This is a genomic window from Micromonospora sp. CPCC 205539 (genome assembly GCF_036906815.1).
GTDB lineage: Bacteria > Actinomycetota > Actinomycetes > Mycobacteriales > Micromonosporaceae > Micromonospora.
This window is the reverse complement of the sequence record NZ_JBAKHW010000006.1, coordinates 105,529-120,726: the sequence shown is the minus strand read 5'-3', so window position 1 is coordinate 120,726 and position 15,198 is coordinate 105,529. Positions and strand designations below refer to the sequence as shown.

The window sequence follows — 15,198 nt, the reverse complement described above, 5'->3', positions numbered from 1 at the left end:
CGTGCCCGCCCGAACAGCTTGCCTCGACGTCCTGCGCTCCTTGCGCCCCGGCTGCCGTCGACCGCACCGCGCTGCCCAGCCTGCCGATGCCCCGCCGCGCCGGCCGACGGCACGTATCCGGCGGTCCGGGCTGATCCGGACCGCGACCCGTCTGGCCGGGTCTGCTGACTGATCACCACCCCGACGAGTGGCTGTAAAAGGAGGGCCGTTCGGATGCGCGGCCGTGCGGTCACGGAATCCGGCGGCGAACCGTCACAATCGGCAGTTAGTCTGCCTCCGCGCGTCGCTGCCCTGGCAGGTCGCGCCCGCGCCCGGTAGGCGCGGCGTCGCCGCCACCGCCCACCTCTGGCCGGCTCAATCGACTACAGGAGAGTTAGTGACACAGCAATCTGTCGCGACATCGGACAAACTCGACGCCGCGGTGCTCAAGGTGGCCGGCGTCGTCGTCCTCGGCGCGATCATGTCGATCCTCGACGTGACGGTGGTCAGCGTGGCGCTGCCCACGTTCCAGAACGAGTTCGACGCGACCTACGCCCGCGTCGCGTGGACGATGACCGCCTACACCCTGGCGCTGGCCACGGTGATCCCGATCAGCGGGTGGGCGGCCGACCGGTTCGGCACCAAGCGCCTCTACATGGTGGCGTTGGCCCTGTTCACCATCGGCTCCGGGCTCTGCGCCACGGCCGACTCGATCGGTGAGCTGATCGGCTACCGCGTGCTGCAGGGCCTCGGCGGCGGCATGCTCATGCCGCTGGGCATGACCATCATGACCCGGGCGGCCGGCCCGCACCGGATCGGCCGGCTGATGGCCGTCCTCGGCATCCCGATGCTGCTCGGCCCCATCGGCGGCCCGATCCTCGGCGGCTGGCTCATCGACACCGCGAGCTGGCACTGGATCTTCCTGATCAACCTGCCGATCGGTGTGGTCGCGCTCATCTACGCGCAGATGGCGCTTCCGAAGGACGCCCCCGAGCCATCGGAATCGTTCGACTTCCTCGGCATGTTGATGCTCTCGCCAGGGCTCGCCCTGTTCCTCTACGGCGTGTCCTCCCTGCCGGAGGCGGGCACGTTCACCGAGGCCAAGGTGTGGGCACCCATGCTGGTCGGCTCCGTGCTGGTGGTGTCGTTCGTGCTCTACTCGTTCAAGCCCCGGCACCCGCTGCTCGACCTGCGGCTGTTCCGCAACCGCGGCCTGACCATCGCCTCGATGACGCTGTTCGTGTTCATCATCGCGTTCATGGGCGCCGGCCTGCTGTTCCCGAGCTACTTCCTGCAGGTGCGTGGTGAGTCGACGCTGGCCGCCGGTCTGTTGATGGCGCCGCAGGGCATCGGCGCGATGATCACCATGCCGATCGCCGGCACGCTGGCCGACCGGGTGCCCATCGGCCGCACCGTCCCGTTCGCGCTGGCGCTGATCGTCGTCGGATTCTTCAGCTTCACCCAGGTCGACCCGAGCACCTCGTACTGGCTGCTCGGCGGCTCGTTGTTCGTGATGGGCCTGGGCATGGGCGGCACGATGATGCCGATCATGACGTCGGCGCTGCGGACGTTGCAGGCGCAGGAGGTGGCCCGTGGCTCGACGCTGGTCAACATCCTGCAGCAGATCGGTGGGTCCGTCGGTGCCGCCGTCATGTCGGTGATCCTGACCAACGAGCTGAACGGCTCCCGGCCGATCCCCGGCGCGGTGGACTCGAGCGGCAAGCCGATCACCGAGGCGGGGCTGGCCATCGCCGCCCAGCAGAAGCCGGAGCTGCTCCAGCAGATGCCGGTGGACCCGTCGGTCATCGAGCGTGGGCTCGAGTTCGCCGCGAAGTCTTTCGGCCACACGTTCTGGGTGGCGTTCGCGCTGGTGCTGCTCACCTTCATCCCGGCCGCCCTGCTGCCGCGCCGACGCCAGCCCGCGCAGCCGCTCGACGACCAGCAGGCCGAGCTGGCCACGCCTGTCGTCATGCACTGATCGACCCCGCCCGCCGCGCTCAGCACCACGAGAGGTGGTGAGCGCGGCGGCGTGGCGTCAGCGCAACGGACCGTCGCCGGGCCCGTCGGGGTCCTCGACCAGGTGGACCGCGGCTTCCTCCGCGCTGGCGGCACCCGCGTCGATCCCGGCGTCCCAGGCCACCGACTCGGCCTCCTGGTCCTCGCCGAGCCCTTCGTCGTAGGCGACGAGTCGGCCCGCGCGCGCCTCGCGCTCGTACCCCCGACGGGTCAGCTCGTCCTCGTCGTCGCCGCCCTCGGCGTACGGGTCGGTGTCCGGCTCCTCCTGAGCGAGATACTGCTCCAGCGACTCGCCCGCCCGCTCCTCGGCGGGGGTGGTGCCGAACCGGTTGGCGCCCCTCCACTGATCCTCGGCGACGATGCCGGTGTCCAGCGGGTCGCTGACGCGGTCGTCGTCCAGGGTGTCGGAGGCGTCCAGCACCCCGTCGTCCTCGGCCACGTTCCACTCCTCGACGGAATCCATCCGCTCGGTCTGGCTCACGGCGGTCTCCTCCTCGTTACGGTGCAGCGATCCGACCAGCCTAGGACCGTCCGGCGGATCCGCACGCCGAGGGTGATCAGCGCCGCAACAGCTCCACCACGGCCTCGGTGAACTCCGCCGTCTGCTCGACATGCCCGAAGTGCCCGCTGTGCTCCAGCACCACCAGGCGCGAGTCCTTGAGGCCCGCGTGCAACTGCTCGGCCCAACGGGGCCCGCAGATGAAGTCGTGCGCTCCGACGATCACGACGGCGGGCACGGTGATCTCGCCGAGGTCGCTCCGTACGTCGAACGGTGTGGGGTCCTGCGCGCCGGCTGGTGCCGCCCAGGCGCGCACGGCCGCCTGAAGTGGGGCGAACTCGGCCTGGTGGCCCCAGAAGTCCGCGAAGTACACCGGGAGGGCCGTGCGCAGGCCGGCGCTGAGCGACTCGTCGTCGGTGGCGGTGACCGCCTGCTGGAAGGCGGCCGGGATCGCCGCGGCCTCCGGCCGGTCGGGGTGCCGCTGCGGGTAGGCGGTGAGCCCGGCCATCGCCTCGGCCCAGAACTCGGCGCCGGTGACCGGCGAGGTGTCGTACAGCGCGAGACCGGCGATCCGGTCCGGGTGCGCCAGCGCGTACCGCTGGACGACGAAGCCCCCGTGCGAGTGCCCGAGGAGATACACGCGGGGCGTGCCGAGGTGGTCGACGACGGCGTGTAGGAACCGGACATACGTGTCGAGACGGTAGTCGGCGGCGTTCTCGAGCCGACCGGACGCGCCCGTGCCGACGGGCTCGACGTACACCATGGTGAAGTGCTCTTCGAGGCTCGGCATCCGCAGGTAGGCCCATTCGATACCGGGCCCGCCGGAGTGCACCACGCACACCGGGCCGGCCCCGGCGACGTGGTAGACCTGCGCGACGCCACCGATGGTGAACTCGTGCGTACCCGGAGCGAGAACGTCGACGTCGTGGCTGGTGGAACCCATGACTGATCTCCCGATGCATGACCCGTGCGGCGAGTGCCGACACGGCAACTGGTGAGGGACGCGAACCAGATGCGGGGGCCGACCGGAAAGTTCGCCCGGCGGGGAGAGTTTCTTTCAGACCAGGGCCGGCTGGCGGATCTCGCGACCGGGAATCGGGTGAAAGAGGGTGAACTGTCGCACGCGCCCCTCGCGCAGCACCTGCAACCACAGCGCCGCCGGAGGGCAGTGCTCCGGGTCGTCCGGCGGACTGATCAGGTCGGTCTCCCAGATCAGCACGTCGCCGCTGGCCACGACGTTGCGCAGCCGCTGTCGTACGCCGGCCGTCAGGTCGCTCGTCATGCCGCGGATCGCCAACTCGGTGCCGCCGCGTGGCCCACCCGGCACGATCATCTGGGCGTCCGGCCACCAGCTCTCGCGGACCACCCGGTCGAAGTCGCCGCGCATCGCCGTGGCGATCATGTCCTGGCCCTCGCGCCACCGGGCGTCGTTCGCCGCCGTGACGTCGGCGTGCGCCGCGGCCGCGGCCGCCCGCAGGCCGCCGGCGAGGGCGTTGCGGGCGTGGCTGAGGCGGCTGCGGACGGTGCCGACCGGCACGCCGCACACGGCCGCGATCTGCTCGTACGAGGAGGCGTCGCTGAAGTACCGCAGCAGCGTGACCATCCGGTCGGCCTCGGAGAGCTGCCCGATGGCGTGCCACACCCAGTCGCGCATCGCGCCCTGGTCCAGTGCCTCCTCGGGCGTGGGGGTGTCCGCGGGGCGGGCGAACCACTCCGGATCGGCGACCGGCAGCGGCGCGGGCCCTCGCAGCGCCATCCGGCTGTTGTTGCGCACGATGGTCCGCAGCCAGGGGCCGACCGCGGACGGGTCACGCAGGTCGCCGATGCGGCGCAGCGCCACCACCATCGCGTCCTGCACCGCGTCCTCGGCGTCCGGGCCGTAGCCGAGCAGGCTCAGCGCGACCGCCCGCATCCCGGCCTCGTGGCGGGCCAGCAGCACACCGAACGCGGCCGCGTCTCCGGCCTGCGCGAGCAGGACCAGCTCCGCGTCACCCTGCGCCACGCCCGATTCCCCCTGTGAGTCCTGATCTGACCGCTCTGCGACGTGTCGACCGATTCGGTCTGGTAACCCAGCAGATCCAGCCTACGGCGGCCAGCGGATGACCCGTTGGGCCACCGTGCAGGCCCGGATGCCCGGTGGGGAATGCCGGAAACTGACGTGCGTCCGTCATAGCGTGGCCGGCATGACGTCAACCGACATCCTGGCGACGAATCGGCCCCTGGTGGCCGGCTGTGTCCCTGCCGAGGGCTCGCGGTGACCGATTTGAGCTGGCCGCAGGTCTGCGCCCGGCGCCTGGAACGGCACGCGCTCTCGGCCTCGACCCCACCCGGCCCCGAGCCGGCCACCGCCGCGATCGCCACGGTGGCGTCCGCGATGTGTGGCGCGCACGCCCAGGTCGCCTCCGCCGCCGAGCTGTCCGTCGGCCTGCGCGTTCCGGGCGCCACCCGAAGCGCGGTGCGCCAGGCGCTCTGGACGGACCGGTCCCTGGTCAAGACGCGCGGCCCCCGCGGGACCGTGCACCTGCTCGCCGCCGTGGACCTGCCGATGTGGACCGGCGCGTTGTCCGCGACGCCGGCCCCGCCGTTCGAACAGGGCCGCGACCTGCTGACCCCCGAGCAGACCGAGCAGGTGCTCGCGGCCATCGGTGCCGCGCTGGCCGAGGCCGAGCTGACCACCGCCGAGCTGACCGAGCAGGTCGTCGCCCGCACCGGTTCCTGGGCCGGCGAGCGGGTCATGGACGCGTTTCAGGACAAGTGGCCACGGTGGATCGCCGCGATGGCCGCCGCTACCCGGGCCGGCGTTCTCTGCTTCGGCCCGACCCGAGGCCGCGCCGCCACCTACACCAGCCCGGCCCGCTGGCTGCCCGGGTTCACGCCGATGGCCGGCCCCGCGGCGCTGGCCGAGCTGGTCCGGCGCTACCTGTACGCGTACGGGCCGGCCACCCCGGCGCAGTTCGCCCGATGGCTGTCGGTCCCCACGCCCTGGGCGGCGGAGCTGTTCGACTCGGTGGACCTGACACCGGTCACGGTGGAGGGCACCCGGGCGTGGGTGGCGGCCGGTGACACCGACTTCGCGGAGGACCGGCCGTCCGGGCTGCGGCTGCTGCCCTACTTCGACGCGTACGTGATCGGTTGCCACCCGCGTGACCGGCTCTACCCCGGGGCCGCCGCCGAGCGGGCGCTGGCCCGTGGCCAGGCCGGCAACTTTCCGGTCCTGCTGGTCGACGGCACGGTTGCCGGTGTGTGGCACCACCGTCGCTCCGGCCGCACGATCCACGTCACCGTCGAGCCGTTACGGGCGCTGAGCGCCGGCCGACGGCGCGCGTTGGCCGAGTAGGTCGAGCTAGTCGGTCAGATCCTGGAGGGCACGCCGTCGCTGACCGTCGGCACGGTCGACGTCGGCCCGCACGCGTAGCCGCCGACGTTGCGAGTGACTGTCACGATGGCCTGGTGTCGATGCCACCCGCCACCGCGCACCCCCGGCCCGGCCGGCAGGGGAGAGGCGGCACGGTGGCCTGGATCGTCGTCGGCGCCACCATCGTCGGGGTCCTCGCCCTGGGGTGCGTCGGTGTCAGCGTCGCCGGCTTCTGGATGTACGCCAACCACGACCGCATCGAGCTGATCGACAGTCCGCAGGTGAGCGAGGTGGCGGAGCGGGCCTGTGCCTCGATGCGGGCGACGGTGGTGGCGACGGCGGTGTCACCGGGGGCCACCCCCGCGGCCCGGGTGCGCTCGCTCCGTGAGCAGGACACGGCGGTGACCGCCATGGTCGCGCAGGTGCGGAGCCTGGGCAGCGACCGGCTGCGGGACGACCTGCCGACCACCGACTGGCTGACCGACTGGGAGAGCCTCGTCGCCGCCCGCGAGCGGTACGCCGATGCGCTGTCCGCCGGCGGCGACCCGCACTTCGAGGTGCCGACCGCCGATGGGCGGCCGATCGTCGACCGGATGAACCGGGTCGGCCTGACCTGCGAGGTGCCACCGCAACTCGTGGATCTTCCCTGAGCGTGCGGGCGGCGCCGGCGCGGCGCTCCACCGGTGCATGATGAGGGTGTGGACATCGAGCCGGTCGACTTCGCGCCCCGGCAGGCGTTCGGCCCGGCGATCCTGCGGCAGCGCTGGCAGGATCTCACCTTCCTGCACTGGGCCGTCGCACCGGAGGTCGTCGCGCCGCTGCTGCCCGCCGGGACCCACCCGGACACCCTGGACGGGGTCAGCCACGTCGGCCTGATCGGCTTCCGGATGGTCGGACTGGGCTTCGGCCGTGGGCCCGGGATTCCGTACTTCGGCACGTTCTGGGAGACCAACGTCCGGTTGTACTCGGTGGACGACACCGGCCGGAGGGCCGTGGTCTTCCGGTCGCTCGACGCGTCCCGGCTGGTCCCGGTGCTGGTCGCACAGGCGACGCTCCGACTGCCGTACCTCTGGTCCTCGATGCGGCTGGACCGCGACGGCGACCGCCTCACCTACCGCTGCCGACGCCGCTGGCCCGGCCCGGCCGGCACAACGAGCCGGATGGTCGTCCGGGTGGGGGAGTCGATCGCCGACCCGACCCCGCTGGAACACTTCGTCACGGCCCGCTGGGGCCTGCACACCCGGGCGTACGGGCGCACGCTGCACCTGCCGAACTGGCACCCGCGTTGGCCCTTGCGCCGAGCCGAACTCTTGCACCTGGACGACGAGTTGGTGGCGGCGGCTGGGCTGCCGGCGCCGGCCGAGCCGCCGGTCAGCGTGCTGTACTCGCCCGGCGTCGGGGTGCGGTTCGGCCCACCGGTCCGGCTGACCGGGACCGGGTAGGCACCCGCCCCCGGTCAGCCGAGAGGCCCTCACTAGTATCCTAGGACGCCCTACGCGTGGTGATCCATCCCAATGAGGCAGCGGCGCTCCTCAGTCGGCGGCGCTCCTCAGTAGCGGCCACCCTCGGGTGCCGGCAGTGCGTCGAGGTCGGCGAGGTCCTCCGCGCTGAGCTGCACGTCGCCCGCCGCCGAGTTGTCCACCAGGTACTTCGGGGTCTTGGTGCCGGGGATGGGGATGACGTAGCGGCCCTGGGCGACCACCCAGGCCAGCGCGACCTGCGCGGGGCTGACGCCGGCCCGGTCGGCGATCTCGCGGACCCGGCTGACGATGGCGAGGTTGGCGCGCAGCGCGTCCTGCTGGAAGCGCGGCAGGCCACGCCGGAAGTCGTCGGTGGGCAGATCGTCGAACGAGGTGAACCGGCCGGCGAGGAAACCACGGCCCAGCGGGGAGAACGGCAGGAAGGCGATGCCCTGCTCGGCGCAGTACGGCAGCACCTCGGCCAGCGGGTCGCGGGTCCACAGCGACAGCTCGGACTGCACCGACGCCACCGGGTGCACCGCCTGGGCGCGCTGAATCTGGCTTACCGTCACCTCGGACAGGCCCAGGTGGCGTGCCTTGCCCGCCGCCACGACCTCGGCCATCGCACCCCAGGACTCCTCGATGGGCACGTCGGGGTCGACGCGGTGCAACTGGTAGAGGTCGACGTGGTCGGTGCCGAGCCGCCGGAGGCTGGCGTCGATCGCCGCGCGGATGTGTTCCGGACGCCCGTTGTTGCCGATGGTCGGCGAGTTGCCGGGGCCGCCGGTCGGGGAGGTGGCCACCAGGCCGACCTTGGTCGCCAGCACCGCCCGCTCGCGGTGACCGCCGGCCAACGCCCGGCCGACCAGCTCCTCGTTGGTGTACGGCCCGTACACGTCCGAGGTGTCGATCAGGGTGGCGCCCAGGTCCAGGGCCTCCCGGATGACGGCGATCGACGTGTCGTCGTCCCGGGGGCCGGTGATGTCGTATCCGTGGCTCATGCCCATGCACCCGAGGCCGATGACGCCGACCTGGGGGCCTGCACTGCCCAGCGTGGTGGTTCGCATGCGCCCCACGCTACGGCCGAAGGATCGAGGGTCACCGGCCGGATACGCGGTGAAGTGGGTCGACGGCGCGGTGTGCGGCCGGCACCCGCGCAGCGTCACCGCCGAGTAGGGTCCGGGGCGTTGACCGTTGTCTTTGCCGTGTGTCTGAAAGGGAGTCGGGCGTGCCGAGCAAGCTGGTGGTGGGGACCTTCGTGTCATTGGACGGCGTCATGCAGGGCCCCGGTGGCCCGGGCGAGGACGACTCGAACGACTTCCCGCACGGCGGATGGTTGCCGCCGCACGTGGACGAGGGGTTCGGCCAGATCATGGGTGAGATGCTCGACCGCGCGGACGGCATGCTGCTGGGCCGGCGGTCCTATGACATTCTCGCGTCGCACTGGCCCAAGGTGTCCGACGAGGACGGCGGCGCCAAGATCAACAGCATGCCGAAGTACGTCGCGACGCGGAGCCCGATGACCGCCGAGTGGCGCAACACCGAGGTCCTGGTGGGCGATGCCGCCGAGACGATCGCCGCGCTCAAGCAGCGCACCGACGGCGAGATCCTCGTGCAGGGCAGCAGTGACCTGCTCCGTACTCTCCAGCAGGCCGACCTGGTCGACGAGTACCGTCTGCTGATCTTTCCGGTCGTTCTGGGCCAGGGAAAGCGGCTCTTCGCCGAGGGGGCTGCCCCAGCCGGGTTGAAGCTGACCGGGTCGAGCACCACCGACGCGGGCGTCGTCTACGCCACCTATGCGCCGACGGGCCGTCCGTCGTACGGCAGCGTCCTCTTCTGAGCCTTCTGGGCTCAGCGATGAAGGTGGACGATCTCGCGTTCGCCGACGGACGAAGTTAGGGTGGCGCCATGCCGATCGTGCCGAGGGGATACGCGCCCGGACGAAGCGCGCTCACCGGGGCGGGCACCGATTCCGGGCCGCGTCAGGTGAATCTTCCCTCCAGTGGATTGTTGCGCGGGGTGCTCTGGTTCCTGGGCGCCCCGCTGCTGCTGATCGGCCCGTTTCTGGCTTATGCGGCCGTCTTCCTCGCGACCAGCGAAACCACCATGAACCGCTGGATCCTGGGCGTCGCCGGGGTCGGGGTCACGATCTCCTGCGTCAAGCTCGCCAGGCGCGAGTCGCGACTGCACGAACGGGCCCAGCGGGACCTGCGCCGGCTGGAGGCGGCCGGCGTGACCGCCACCGCCGAGATCACCGCGGTGCGGCCCATTTCGTTGGGCGAGGAGAGCGGGACCGAGCTGACCCTGCTGATCAGCGGGCCCGGGTTCGAGCCGTTCGAGTCCACCTCGCGGTGTAAGGACGATTCCGCCCTGACGGTCGGGGCGCGGCTCAACGCCGTGGTCGACCCGACCGACCGGCTGTACGCGATAGTGCCCTGACACCTCCACCAGTCTCGGGTGCACCGCGGACTCGGCGCAGGCATAGCATCGTCGACATGGCAACGAGGCTCGTGCAAATCAACATGAAGGCTCGCAACGACTCCGCGCTGGGCGGCTTCTGGGCGGCGGCGCTCGGCTGGGGAGTCTCCAGCGAGGGACCCGGCGTGACCAACCTCGAACCCGAGGGCTTCGTCTACCCCGACCCCGTCGCTGTCTGCATCGACCTCGTCGTCTATGCGGAACCCAAGACGGTGAAGAACCGCGTGCACGTCGACCTCGCCACCACCTCGGCGGCCCATCAGGCGGAGGTGGTCACGCGCCTGAAGGATCTCGGCGCGACGCCCGCCGACGTCGGCCAGGGCGACGTCCCGTGGACGGTCCTGGCCGATCCGGAGGGCAACGAATTCTGCGTGCTGGAGCCCCGACCGGTCTACCAGGACACCGGACCGATCGCTGCGGTGGTGGTCGACTGTGCAGATCCGCGGGCCATGGCCCGCTTCTGGGGCGAGGCCATGGACTGGACCCTGCACGAGGTGACCGACCACCACGCGGTGCTGCGCTCCACCAAGGGTGTCGGCCCATATCTGGAGTTCATCCGCACACCCGACGCGAAGACCGTGTGGAACCGCGTCCATCTCGACGTGCGCCCGTACCCGGGTGACGACCTGGAGGCCGAGGCCACCAGACTGCGGACTCTCGGCGCCACCGCCGTCGAGCTGGGCCGCGATGTGCCCTGGACGGTCCTCGCCGACCCGGAAGGCAACGAGTTCTGCCTCCTCACCCCAGGCTGACCCTCCCAGTCTGGAGGCGGTTTGTGATCTATCGTGAGCGGAGAGTGCCGGGCCTGCGTCCAGGCGCAACCACCTCATCGGGAGCACGACATGGGCCTCATCCACATTGAGCTGTTCGCAACCCTCGACCTCGTCGCGCAGTCACCGGGCGCGCCCGACGAGGACCCGGCGGATTTCCCGTTCGGCGGCTGGCAGGCACCCCTGTTGGACGAGGTCGCCGGGGCGCAGGTCCTCGCCGCGTACGAGGGCACGGACGCCCTCCTGCTCGGCCGGCGGACGTACGACATCTTCGCCGCCTACTGGCCGCACCAGGAGGGCGGCGAGGACGACGAGATCGCCACGCTCTTCAACAGGGTCCCGAAGTACGTGGCCTCCCGCGGCGGGGCCGACCTCTCGTGGGCCGGTTCCACGCAGCTCGGCCCGGATCTGGCCGGCGCGGTGCGGGAGATTCGTGACCGACACGAGCACGTGAAGGTCGTCGGGAGCCTGAACCTGGTGCAGACGCTCCTGCGCGAGAGGCTCTTCGACCGTCTCGACCTCTGGGTGCACCCGATCGTGCTCGGCGTCGGTAAGAAGGTGTTCGAGGGTGGCGCGGTGCCCACCAACGTGACACTCCTCGAGCCGCCGGTGGCCAGTCCGAAGGGCACCGTCTACCTGCGCTACGGGCTCGTCGACGGCACGCCCGGGACGGGCGACATGAGCGCACCCGATCACGGTGCCGCGCAGGGGTGATCGCGCCCGCGGGTTGCGGTGTTCAGTGAGAAGCGCCACCGGGGCCGCCGACTCCACCGTTCCGGACTCATGAGTCCGGTACGGTGGTCACCATCCGGACTTGCGAGTCCGGATCCAGCCGGCGACGACCAAGGAGTTCCCGAGCCATGACCCAGGTACGGATCAGCGACGCGCTCCGTGCGGTGGCCTTCGAGCAGACGCTCGACGTGAACGAGGCGCTGGACATGTTCTACGCCCCCGACTACACGCACCGCAGCGACGGAGAGACGCTCAACCGGGCCGAGTTCGCCGAAATGGTGGCGCGGACGCGCAGCCAACTCGCCCGGGGCACGGTGACCGTGCTCGACGAGTTGCGCGACGGCACCCGCTACGCCGAGCGGCACGTCTTCGAGATCACCATGGTCGACGGATCCACCGCCAAGCGGGAGATCGCGATCTTCGGCGAGTACGCCGAGGACGGCCGGTTCCGGCACCTCAGCGAGACGGGATTCGACGTCCCCTCAGACGACGCCCGCTGACCGACCTCCACGAACCGACGGAGAAGACCATGCCCCGCCTTGCCGACCCCGACCCCAGTGCCGCCCCGGACGACGTCCGCGACTTCCTCTCCACGCTGCCGCCGGACCCGCTGGTCAAGATGCTGGCCCACTCGGTCGGCACGGTGAAACCGTTCGTCCAGCTCGCGAGGACGCAGTTCACCGCACTGGAGCTGCCCGCCCGCTCGCGGGAGATCGTCATCCTGACCGTGGCCGAGTGGACGGACTGCGAGTTCGAAACGGCCCAGCACGCCCCGATGTCCGAGGAGGCCGGTGTCGACCAGCGCACCCGGGACATCATCAGCGGCCGGGACCTCGACAGCCCGCACCTCTCGCCGTACGACCGCACGCTCATCCGGTTCGCCGCCGAGGTGGTGCAACGACCCCGTGTCGCCGACGACCTCTTCGACCAGGTGCGGCAGTTCCTGACCGAGCGCGAGATCGTCGAGGTGCTCCAGGTGGTCGGCTACTACTGGTCGTTCGGCCGGGTCTGCACCGTGCTGAACGTCGAGCTCACCAAGGTGTACGCCGACGGGCAGGTGTCGGCGCCCGACACCGACCGGGCAGACTGACACCATGCCTGCGCTCGACGGTCTCCAGGCGCCGGACGAGCCGGACGCCTCCCCTCGGCGTCTGGACGCTCGGCGCAACCAGGAGCGGGTCATCGCGGCCGCCCGGGAGCTCTTCACCGAGCAGGGCCTGCAGGTGACCGTGCCGCAGGTGGCGGAGCGGGCCGGCGTGGGCCGGGCCACGGTCTACCGCAGCTACCCCAGCAAGGAAGACCTGATCGTCGCGGTGGCGCGACACCAGTTCCAGGAGTTGGAGCAGCGCACCCGCGCGGCGCTCGACGGCTCCGACGCGTACCAGGAGCTGTGTGCCTTTGTCCCCGACCTGTTCGACCGTCTCGCGCGCGACCGGGTGCTCGCGGACGCCTTCTTCGACGGCCGGCTGGTGCCCGCGGCCCGCATCCTGGATCTGATCGGGCAACTGGTCACCGCGGCGGCGGCGTCCGGGCGGATCCGCCCGGACGCCAGCCAGCTCGACATCCGGATCGTCCTCTGCGGGCCGGTTCGCCAACTGATCGTGCTGGACCAGCGGGACCCGGCGGTGTGGCGTCGGTACGCGGACATGGTGCTGAACGCCTTCCGACCCTGACGTCACCGCAGGATGACGAGTTGCTGGGTCGCTCGGGTCATGGCGACGTAGCGGTCGACCGCTCCCTCGATGCCGTCGCCGAACGCCTCCGGGTGAACGAGGACGACCAGGTCGAATTCGAGCCCCTTCGACAGTTCCGGGGTCAGCGACCGGACGCGGGGTGTCGCCTGGAAGGTGGGGTCGCCGATGACGCAGGCGATCCCGTCGGCATGCGCGGCGAGCCAGGTGTCGAGGACCGAACCCAGATCAACGGCGGATCCGTGTACGACGGGGATGTCGCTGCTGCGGATGGAGGTCGGCACGTTGGCGTCCGGGAGCACGGCCCGGATGACCGGTTCGGCTTCCGCCATGACCTCCGTCGGCGTCCGGTAGTTGATCCGCAGGGAGGCCAGGCTGATCCGGTCGAGCCCGACCCGTTCGAGCCGTTCCTGCCACGTCTCGGTGAAGCCGTGCCGGGCCTGGGCGCGGTCCCCGACGATGGTGAAACTTCCCGACGGGCAGCGCACCAGCAGCATCTGCCACTCGGCGTCGGTCAACTCCTGAGCCTCGTCCACGACGATGTGCGCGAACGGCCCGACGAGCAGGTCCTGACCTTCTGCCGACGGCGGCGCGACCCCGTCGGCGAGGGTGTCCCGCAGGTCCTCCTGGCGCAGCATGGTCATCAGACCCTCGCCGTCGTCGTGGGCGGCCGAGGCGATCAGGTCGTCGACGACCCGGGCCATCTGCTCGCGACCAGCGGAGGCGGCGGCGTCCTGCCGACGCCTGCGCGCGGTGGCCTCCGCGTCCGCGTCGCCGAGCCGCTGCCGGGCGGCGTCCAGCATCGGCAGGTCGGACAGCGTCCACGCCTGGGCGTCCGCGCGCTGCAGCTGGCGGATGTCGTCCGTGCTCAGCCAGGGGGCGCACCTGCGCAGGTAGGCGGGGACCGACCACAGGTCACCGACCAGATCGGGGGCCTCGACCAGCGGCCACGCACGGTTGAGCACCTCGCGTAGTTCCCGGTTGCGTCCCATCGACGCGCGGAACTGGGCCTCCGGCTCGTCGCCGTCGTACCTCTCCAGCAGGATCGTGAGCAGCGCCTCCCAGATCTGCTCGCGCGCCTCGTTGTGCGGTGTGCCCGGGTCCGGTGCCTCGAACGCCTCCGCCCAGTCGCCGGGGCTCAACCGGATGTCGGACCATTCGGTCGCGATCGTCATCGCCTTGGTGGGTGGCTCCTCGTAGAACCGCACGGCTGCCTCGATCGCCGTGACCATGGCCACGGACGACTTCAGCGCGGCCACCTCCGGGACCGTCTCGGCGACCGCCGCTGCGCCCTCGGGCACGAGGTCCCGCAGGGTGCAGGTCTGCACGTCCTCCTCTCCGAGGCTGGGCAGGACGTCGCTGACGTACGCCAGGTAGGGCTGGTGCGGCCCGACGAACAGCACGCCGCCCTGGCGGTGGCCGAGGCGCGGGTCGGAGTAGAGCAGGTACGCGGTGCGGTGCAGGGCGACGACCGTCTTGCCCGTACCCGGACCACCGTCGACGACGAGAGCCCCGCGGGACCCCGCTCGGATGATGGCGTCCTGATCGGCCTGGATGGTGCCGAGCACGTCCCGCATCCGGGCCGACCGGTTGCCGCCGAGGCTGGCGATGAAGGCGGACTGGTCGTCGAGGGCGGCGTGACCGTCGAACCCCTCGGCGGCGAACACCTCGTCCCAGTAGTCGTTGATCCGGCCGCGGGTCCAGCGATACCTGCGGCGACTCGCCAGACCCATCGGGTTGGCGTGGGTCGCGCCGAAGAACGGTTCGGCCGCCGGGGAGCGCCAGTCGAGGAGCAGCCGGTGCCCAGCGCTGTCGGTGAGGCCCCGGCGGCCGACGTACACGGGCTCGGGGCTGTCGGCACTGACCATGCGCCCGATGCACAGGTCCACACCGAAGCGGCGCAGCGCGCGCAGGCGAGCACTCAACCGGCGGATCTCCTGGTCCCGGTCCAGCGCCCGCCGCCCGGTGCCACCGGGCGCCCTGCGCTCGGCCTCGAGGCGGCCGGACAGGTCGGCGGACAGTTCGTCGAGGCTCTCCGCGATGGCCGCGAAATGCCGCTCGTCACCGGCGATCAGCGTCGGATCGGCCTTGGGGGAGAGGTGGTCGGAAAGGGCGAACACACTGGTCGTCAAAGGGCTCATATTCATCAACTCTCCGCAGGTACTGGCCTCGGCCGGCAATTCTGCGGCACCACCGGGGTCTTGCCGCAAGGCCCCCG

At 71.3% G+C, this 15,198-nt stretch carries 16 protein-coding genes; 11 read left to right on the top strand and 5 right to left on the bottom strand.

Features of this window, described 5'->3' with window-relative positions; translation table 11 throughout:
- The first annotated feature begins 376 nt into the window (after nucleotides 1–376).
- Entirely contained in the window at nucleotides 377–1,957 is a 1,581-nt protein-coding gene (locus V6V47_RS07960; protein WP_334627420.1) for a DHA2 family efflux MFS transporter permease subunit, read from the top strand.
- Nucleotides 1,958–2,014: 57 nt separating this feature from the next.
- On the opposite strand, the gene V6V47_RS07955 is transcribed toward V6V47_RS07960, so the two are convergent.
- The 3 genes from V6V47_RS07955 to V6V47_RS07945 form a co-directional block, all read right to left on the bottom strand.
- A complete protein-coding gene (locus tag V6V47_RS07955; RefSeq protein ID WP_334627419.1) occupies nucleotides 2,015–2,476 on the bottom strand; it encodes a DUF5709 domain-containing protein in 462 nt (153 codons plus the stop codon).
- Nucleotides 2,477–2,552: 76 nt separating this feature from the next.
- Nucleotides 2,553–3,437: an alpha/beta fold hydrolase gene (locus V6V47_RS07950; protein WP_334627418.1), complete on the bottom strand. Its 885-nt coding sequence runs from the start codon at nucleotides 3,435–3,437 to the stop codon at nucleotides 2,553–2,555.
- A gap of 114 nt (nucleotides 3,438–3,551) precedes the next feature.
- On the bottom strand, nucleotides 3,552–4,496 hold the full coding sequence (locus V6V47_RS07945) for an RNA polymerase sigma factor (protein WP_334627417.1): 945 nt from the start codon (nucleotides 4,494–4,496) through the stop codon (nucleotides 3,552–3,554).
- Between the two features lie 252 nt (nucleotides 4,497–4,748).
- Between V6V47_RS07945 and V6V47_RS07940 the strand changes: the two genes are divergently transcribed.
- The 3 genes from V6V47_RS07940 to V6V47_RS07930 all read left to right on the top strand — a co-directional run bounded on the left by V6V47_RS07940 (nucleotide 4,749) and on the right by V6V47_RS07930 (nucleotide 7,291).
- Nucleotides 4,749–5,831 carry a winged helix DNA-binding domain-containing protein gene (locus tag V6V47_RS07940; RefSeq protein WP_334627416.1) on the top strand — a complete coding sequence of 361 codons (1,083 nt, stop codon included), beginning with the start codon at nucleotides 4,749–4,751 and terminating at the stop codon, nucleotides 5,829–5,831.
- 113 nt (nucleotides 5,832–5,944) lie between these two features.
- Nucleotides 5,945–6,499, top strand: a complete 555-nt coding sequence (locus V6V47_RS07935; protein WP_334627415.1) for a hypothetical protein — start codon at nucleotides 5,945–5,947, stop codon at nucleotides 6,497–6,499.
- A gap of 48 nt (nucleotides 6,500–6,547) precedes the next feature.
- Complete coding sequence (locus V6V47_RS07930; RefSeq protein ID WP_334627414.1) at nucleotides 6,548–7,291, top strand: YqjF family protein; 744 nt, start codon at nucleotides 6,548–6,550, stop codon at nucleotides 7,289–7,291.
- Between the two features lie 107 nt (nucleotides 7,292–7,398).
- Here the strand turns inward: V6V47_RS07930 and V6V47_RS07925 are convergent, their stop codons facing one another.
- Complete coding sequence (locus V6V47_RS07925; protein ID WP_334627413.1) at nucleotides 7,399–8,376, bottom strand: aldo/keto reductase; 978 nt, start codon at nucleotides 8,374–8,376, stop codon at nucleotides 7,399–7,401.
- 161 nt (nucleotides 8,377–8,537) lie between these two features.
- On the opposite strand from V6V47_RS07925, the gene V6V47_RS07920 reads away from it, so the two are divergent.
- The 7 genes from V6V47_RS07920 to V6V47_RS07890 all read left to right on the top strand — a co-directional run bounded on the left by V6V47_RS07920 (nucleotide 8,538) and on the right by V6V47_RS07890 (nucleotide 12,962).
- Nucleotides 8,538–9,149 (top strand): dihydrofolate reductase family protein, encoded by a 612-nt coding sequence (locus V6V47_RS07920; RefSeq protein ID WP_334627412.1) that lies wholly within the window; start codon nucleotides 8,538–8,540, stop codon nucleotides 9,147–9,149.
- A 68-nt stretch (nucleotides 9,150–9,217) separates the two neighbouring features.
- Entirely contained in the window at nucleotides 9,218–9,748 is a 531-nt protein-coding gene (locus tag V6V47_RS07915) for a hypothetical protein (protein ID WP_334627411.1), read from the top strand.
- Between the two features lie 56 nt (nucleotides 9,749–9,804).
- Nucleotides 9,805–10,539, top strand: coding sequence for a VOC family protein (locus tag V6V47_RS07910; protein ID WP_334627410.1), 735 nt, complete (start codon nucleotides 9,805–9,807; stop codon nucleotides 10,537–10,539).
- A 90-nt stretch (nucleotides 10,540–10,629) separates the two neighbouring features.
- The gene (locus V6V47_RS07905) at nucleotides 10,630–11,271 is read left to right on the top strand and encodes a dihydrofolate reductase family protein (RefSeq protein WP_334627409.1); all 642 of its coding nucleotides are present in this window, start codon (nucleotides 10,630–10,632) and stop codon (nucleotides 11,269–11,271) included.
- Nucleotides 11,272–11,417: 146 nt separating this feature from the next.
- The gene (locus V6V47_RS07900) at nucleotides 11,418–11,789 is read left to right on the top strand and encodes a hypothetical protein (RefSeq protein WP_334627408.1); all 372 of its coding nucleotides are present in this window, start codon (nucleotides 11,418–11,420) and stop codon (nucleotides 11,787–11,789) included.
- 29 nt (nucleotides 11,790–11,818) lie between these two features.
- Nucleotides 11,819–12,379 carry a carboxymuconolactone decarboxylase family protein gene (locus tag V6V47_RS07895; RefSeq protein WP_334627407.1) on the top strand — a complete coding sequence of 187 codons (561 nt, stop codon included), beginning with the start codon at nucleotides 11,819–11,821 and terminating at the stop codon, nucleotides 12,377–12,379.
- A 4-nt stretch (nucleotides 12,380–12,383) separates the two neighbouring features.
- Nucleotides 12,384–12,962 (top strand): TetR/AcrR family transcriptional regulator, encoded by a 579-nt coding sequence (locus tag V6V47_RS07890; RefSeq protein WP_334627406.1) that lies wholly within the window; start codon nucleotides 12,384–12,386, stop codon nucleotides 12,960–12,962.
- Nucleotides 12,963–12,964: 2 nt separating this feature from the next.
- Here V6V47_RS07890 and helR read toward each other — a convergent pair whose 3' ends face one another.
- Nucleotides 12,965–15,121, bottom strand: coding sequence for an RNA polymerase recycling motor ATPase HelR (gene helR / locus V6V47_RS07885; protein WP_334627405.1), 2,157 nt, complete (start codon nucleotides 15,119–15,121; stop codon nucleotides 12,965–12,967).
- Nucleotides 15,122–15,198 lie beyond the last annotated feature (77 nt).

What these genes read in the sequence shown, in the direction of transcription:
- V6V47_RS07890 (WP_334627406.1), top strand. Translation starts at nt 12,384, where the DNA reads ATGCCTGCGCTCGACGGTCTCCAGGCGCCGGACGAGCCGGACGCCTCC.
- V6V47_RS07910 (WP_334627410.1), top strand. Translation starts at nt 9,805, where the DNA reads ATGGCAACGAGGCTCGTGCAAATCAACATGAAGGCTCGCAACGACTCC.
- V6V47_RS07950 (WP_334627418.1), bottom strand. Translation starts at nt 3,437, where the DNA reads ATGGGTTCCACCAGCCACGACGTCGACGTTCTCGCTCCGGGTACGCAC.
- helR (WP_334627405.1), bottom strand. Translation starts at nt 15,121, where the DNA reads ATGAGCCCTTTGACGACCAGTGTGTTCGCCCTTTCCGACCACCTCTCC.
- V6V47_RS07905 (WP_334627409.1), top strand. Translation starts at nt 10,630, where the DNA reads ATGGGCCTCATCCACATTGAGCTGTTCGCAACCCTCGACCTCGTCGCG.
- V6V47_RS07900 (WP_334627408.1), top strand. Translation starts at nt 11,418, where the DNA reads ATGACCCAGGTACGGATCAGCGACGCGCTCCGTGCGGTGGCCTTCGAG.
- V6V47_RS07925 (WP_334627413.1), bottom strand. Translation starts at nt 8,376, where the DNA reads ATGCGAACCACCACGCTGGGCAGTGCAGGCCCCCAGGTCGGCGTCATC.
- V6V47_RS07895 (WP_334627407.1), top strand. Translation starts at nt 11,819, where the DNA reads ATGCCCCGCCTTGCCGACCCCGACCCCAGTGCCGCCCCGGACGACGTC.
- V6V47_RS07915 (WP_334627411.1), top strand. Translation starts at nt 9,218, where the DNA reads ATGCCGATCGTGCCGAGGGGATACGCGCCCGGACGAAGCGCGCTCACC.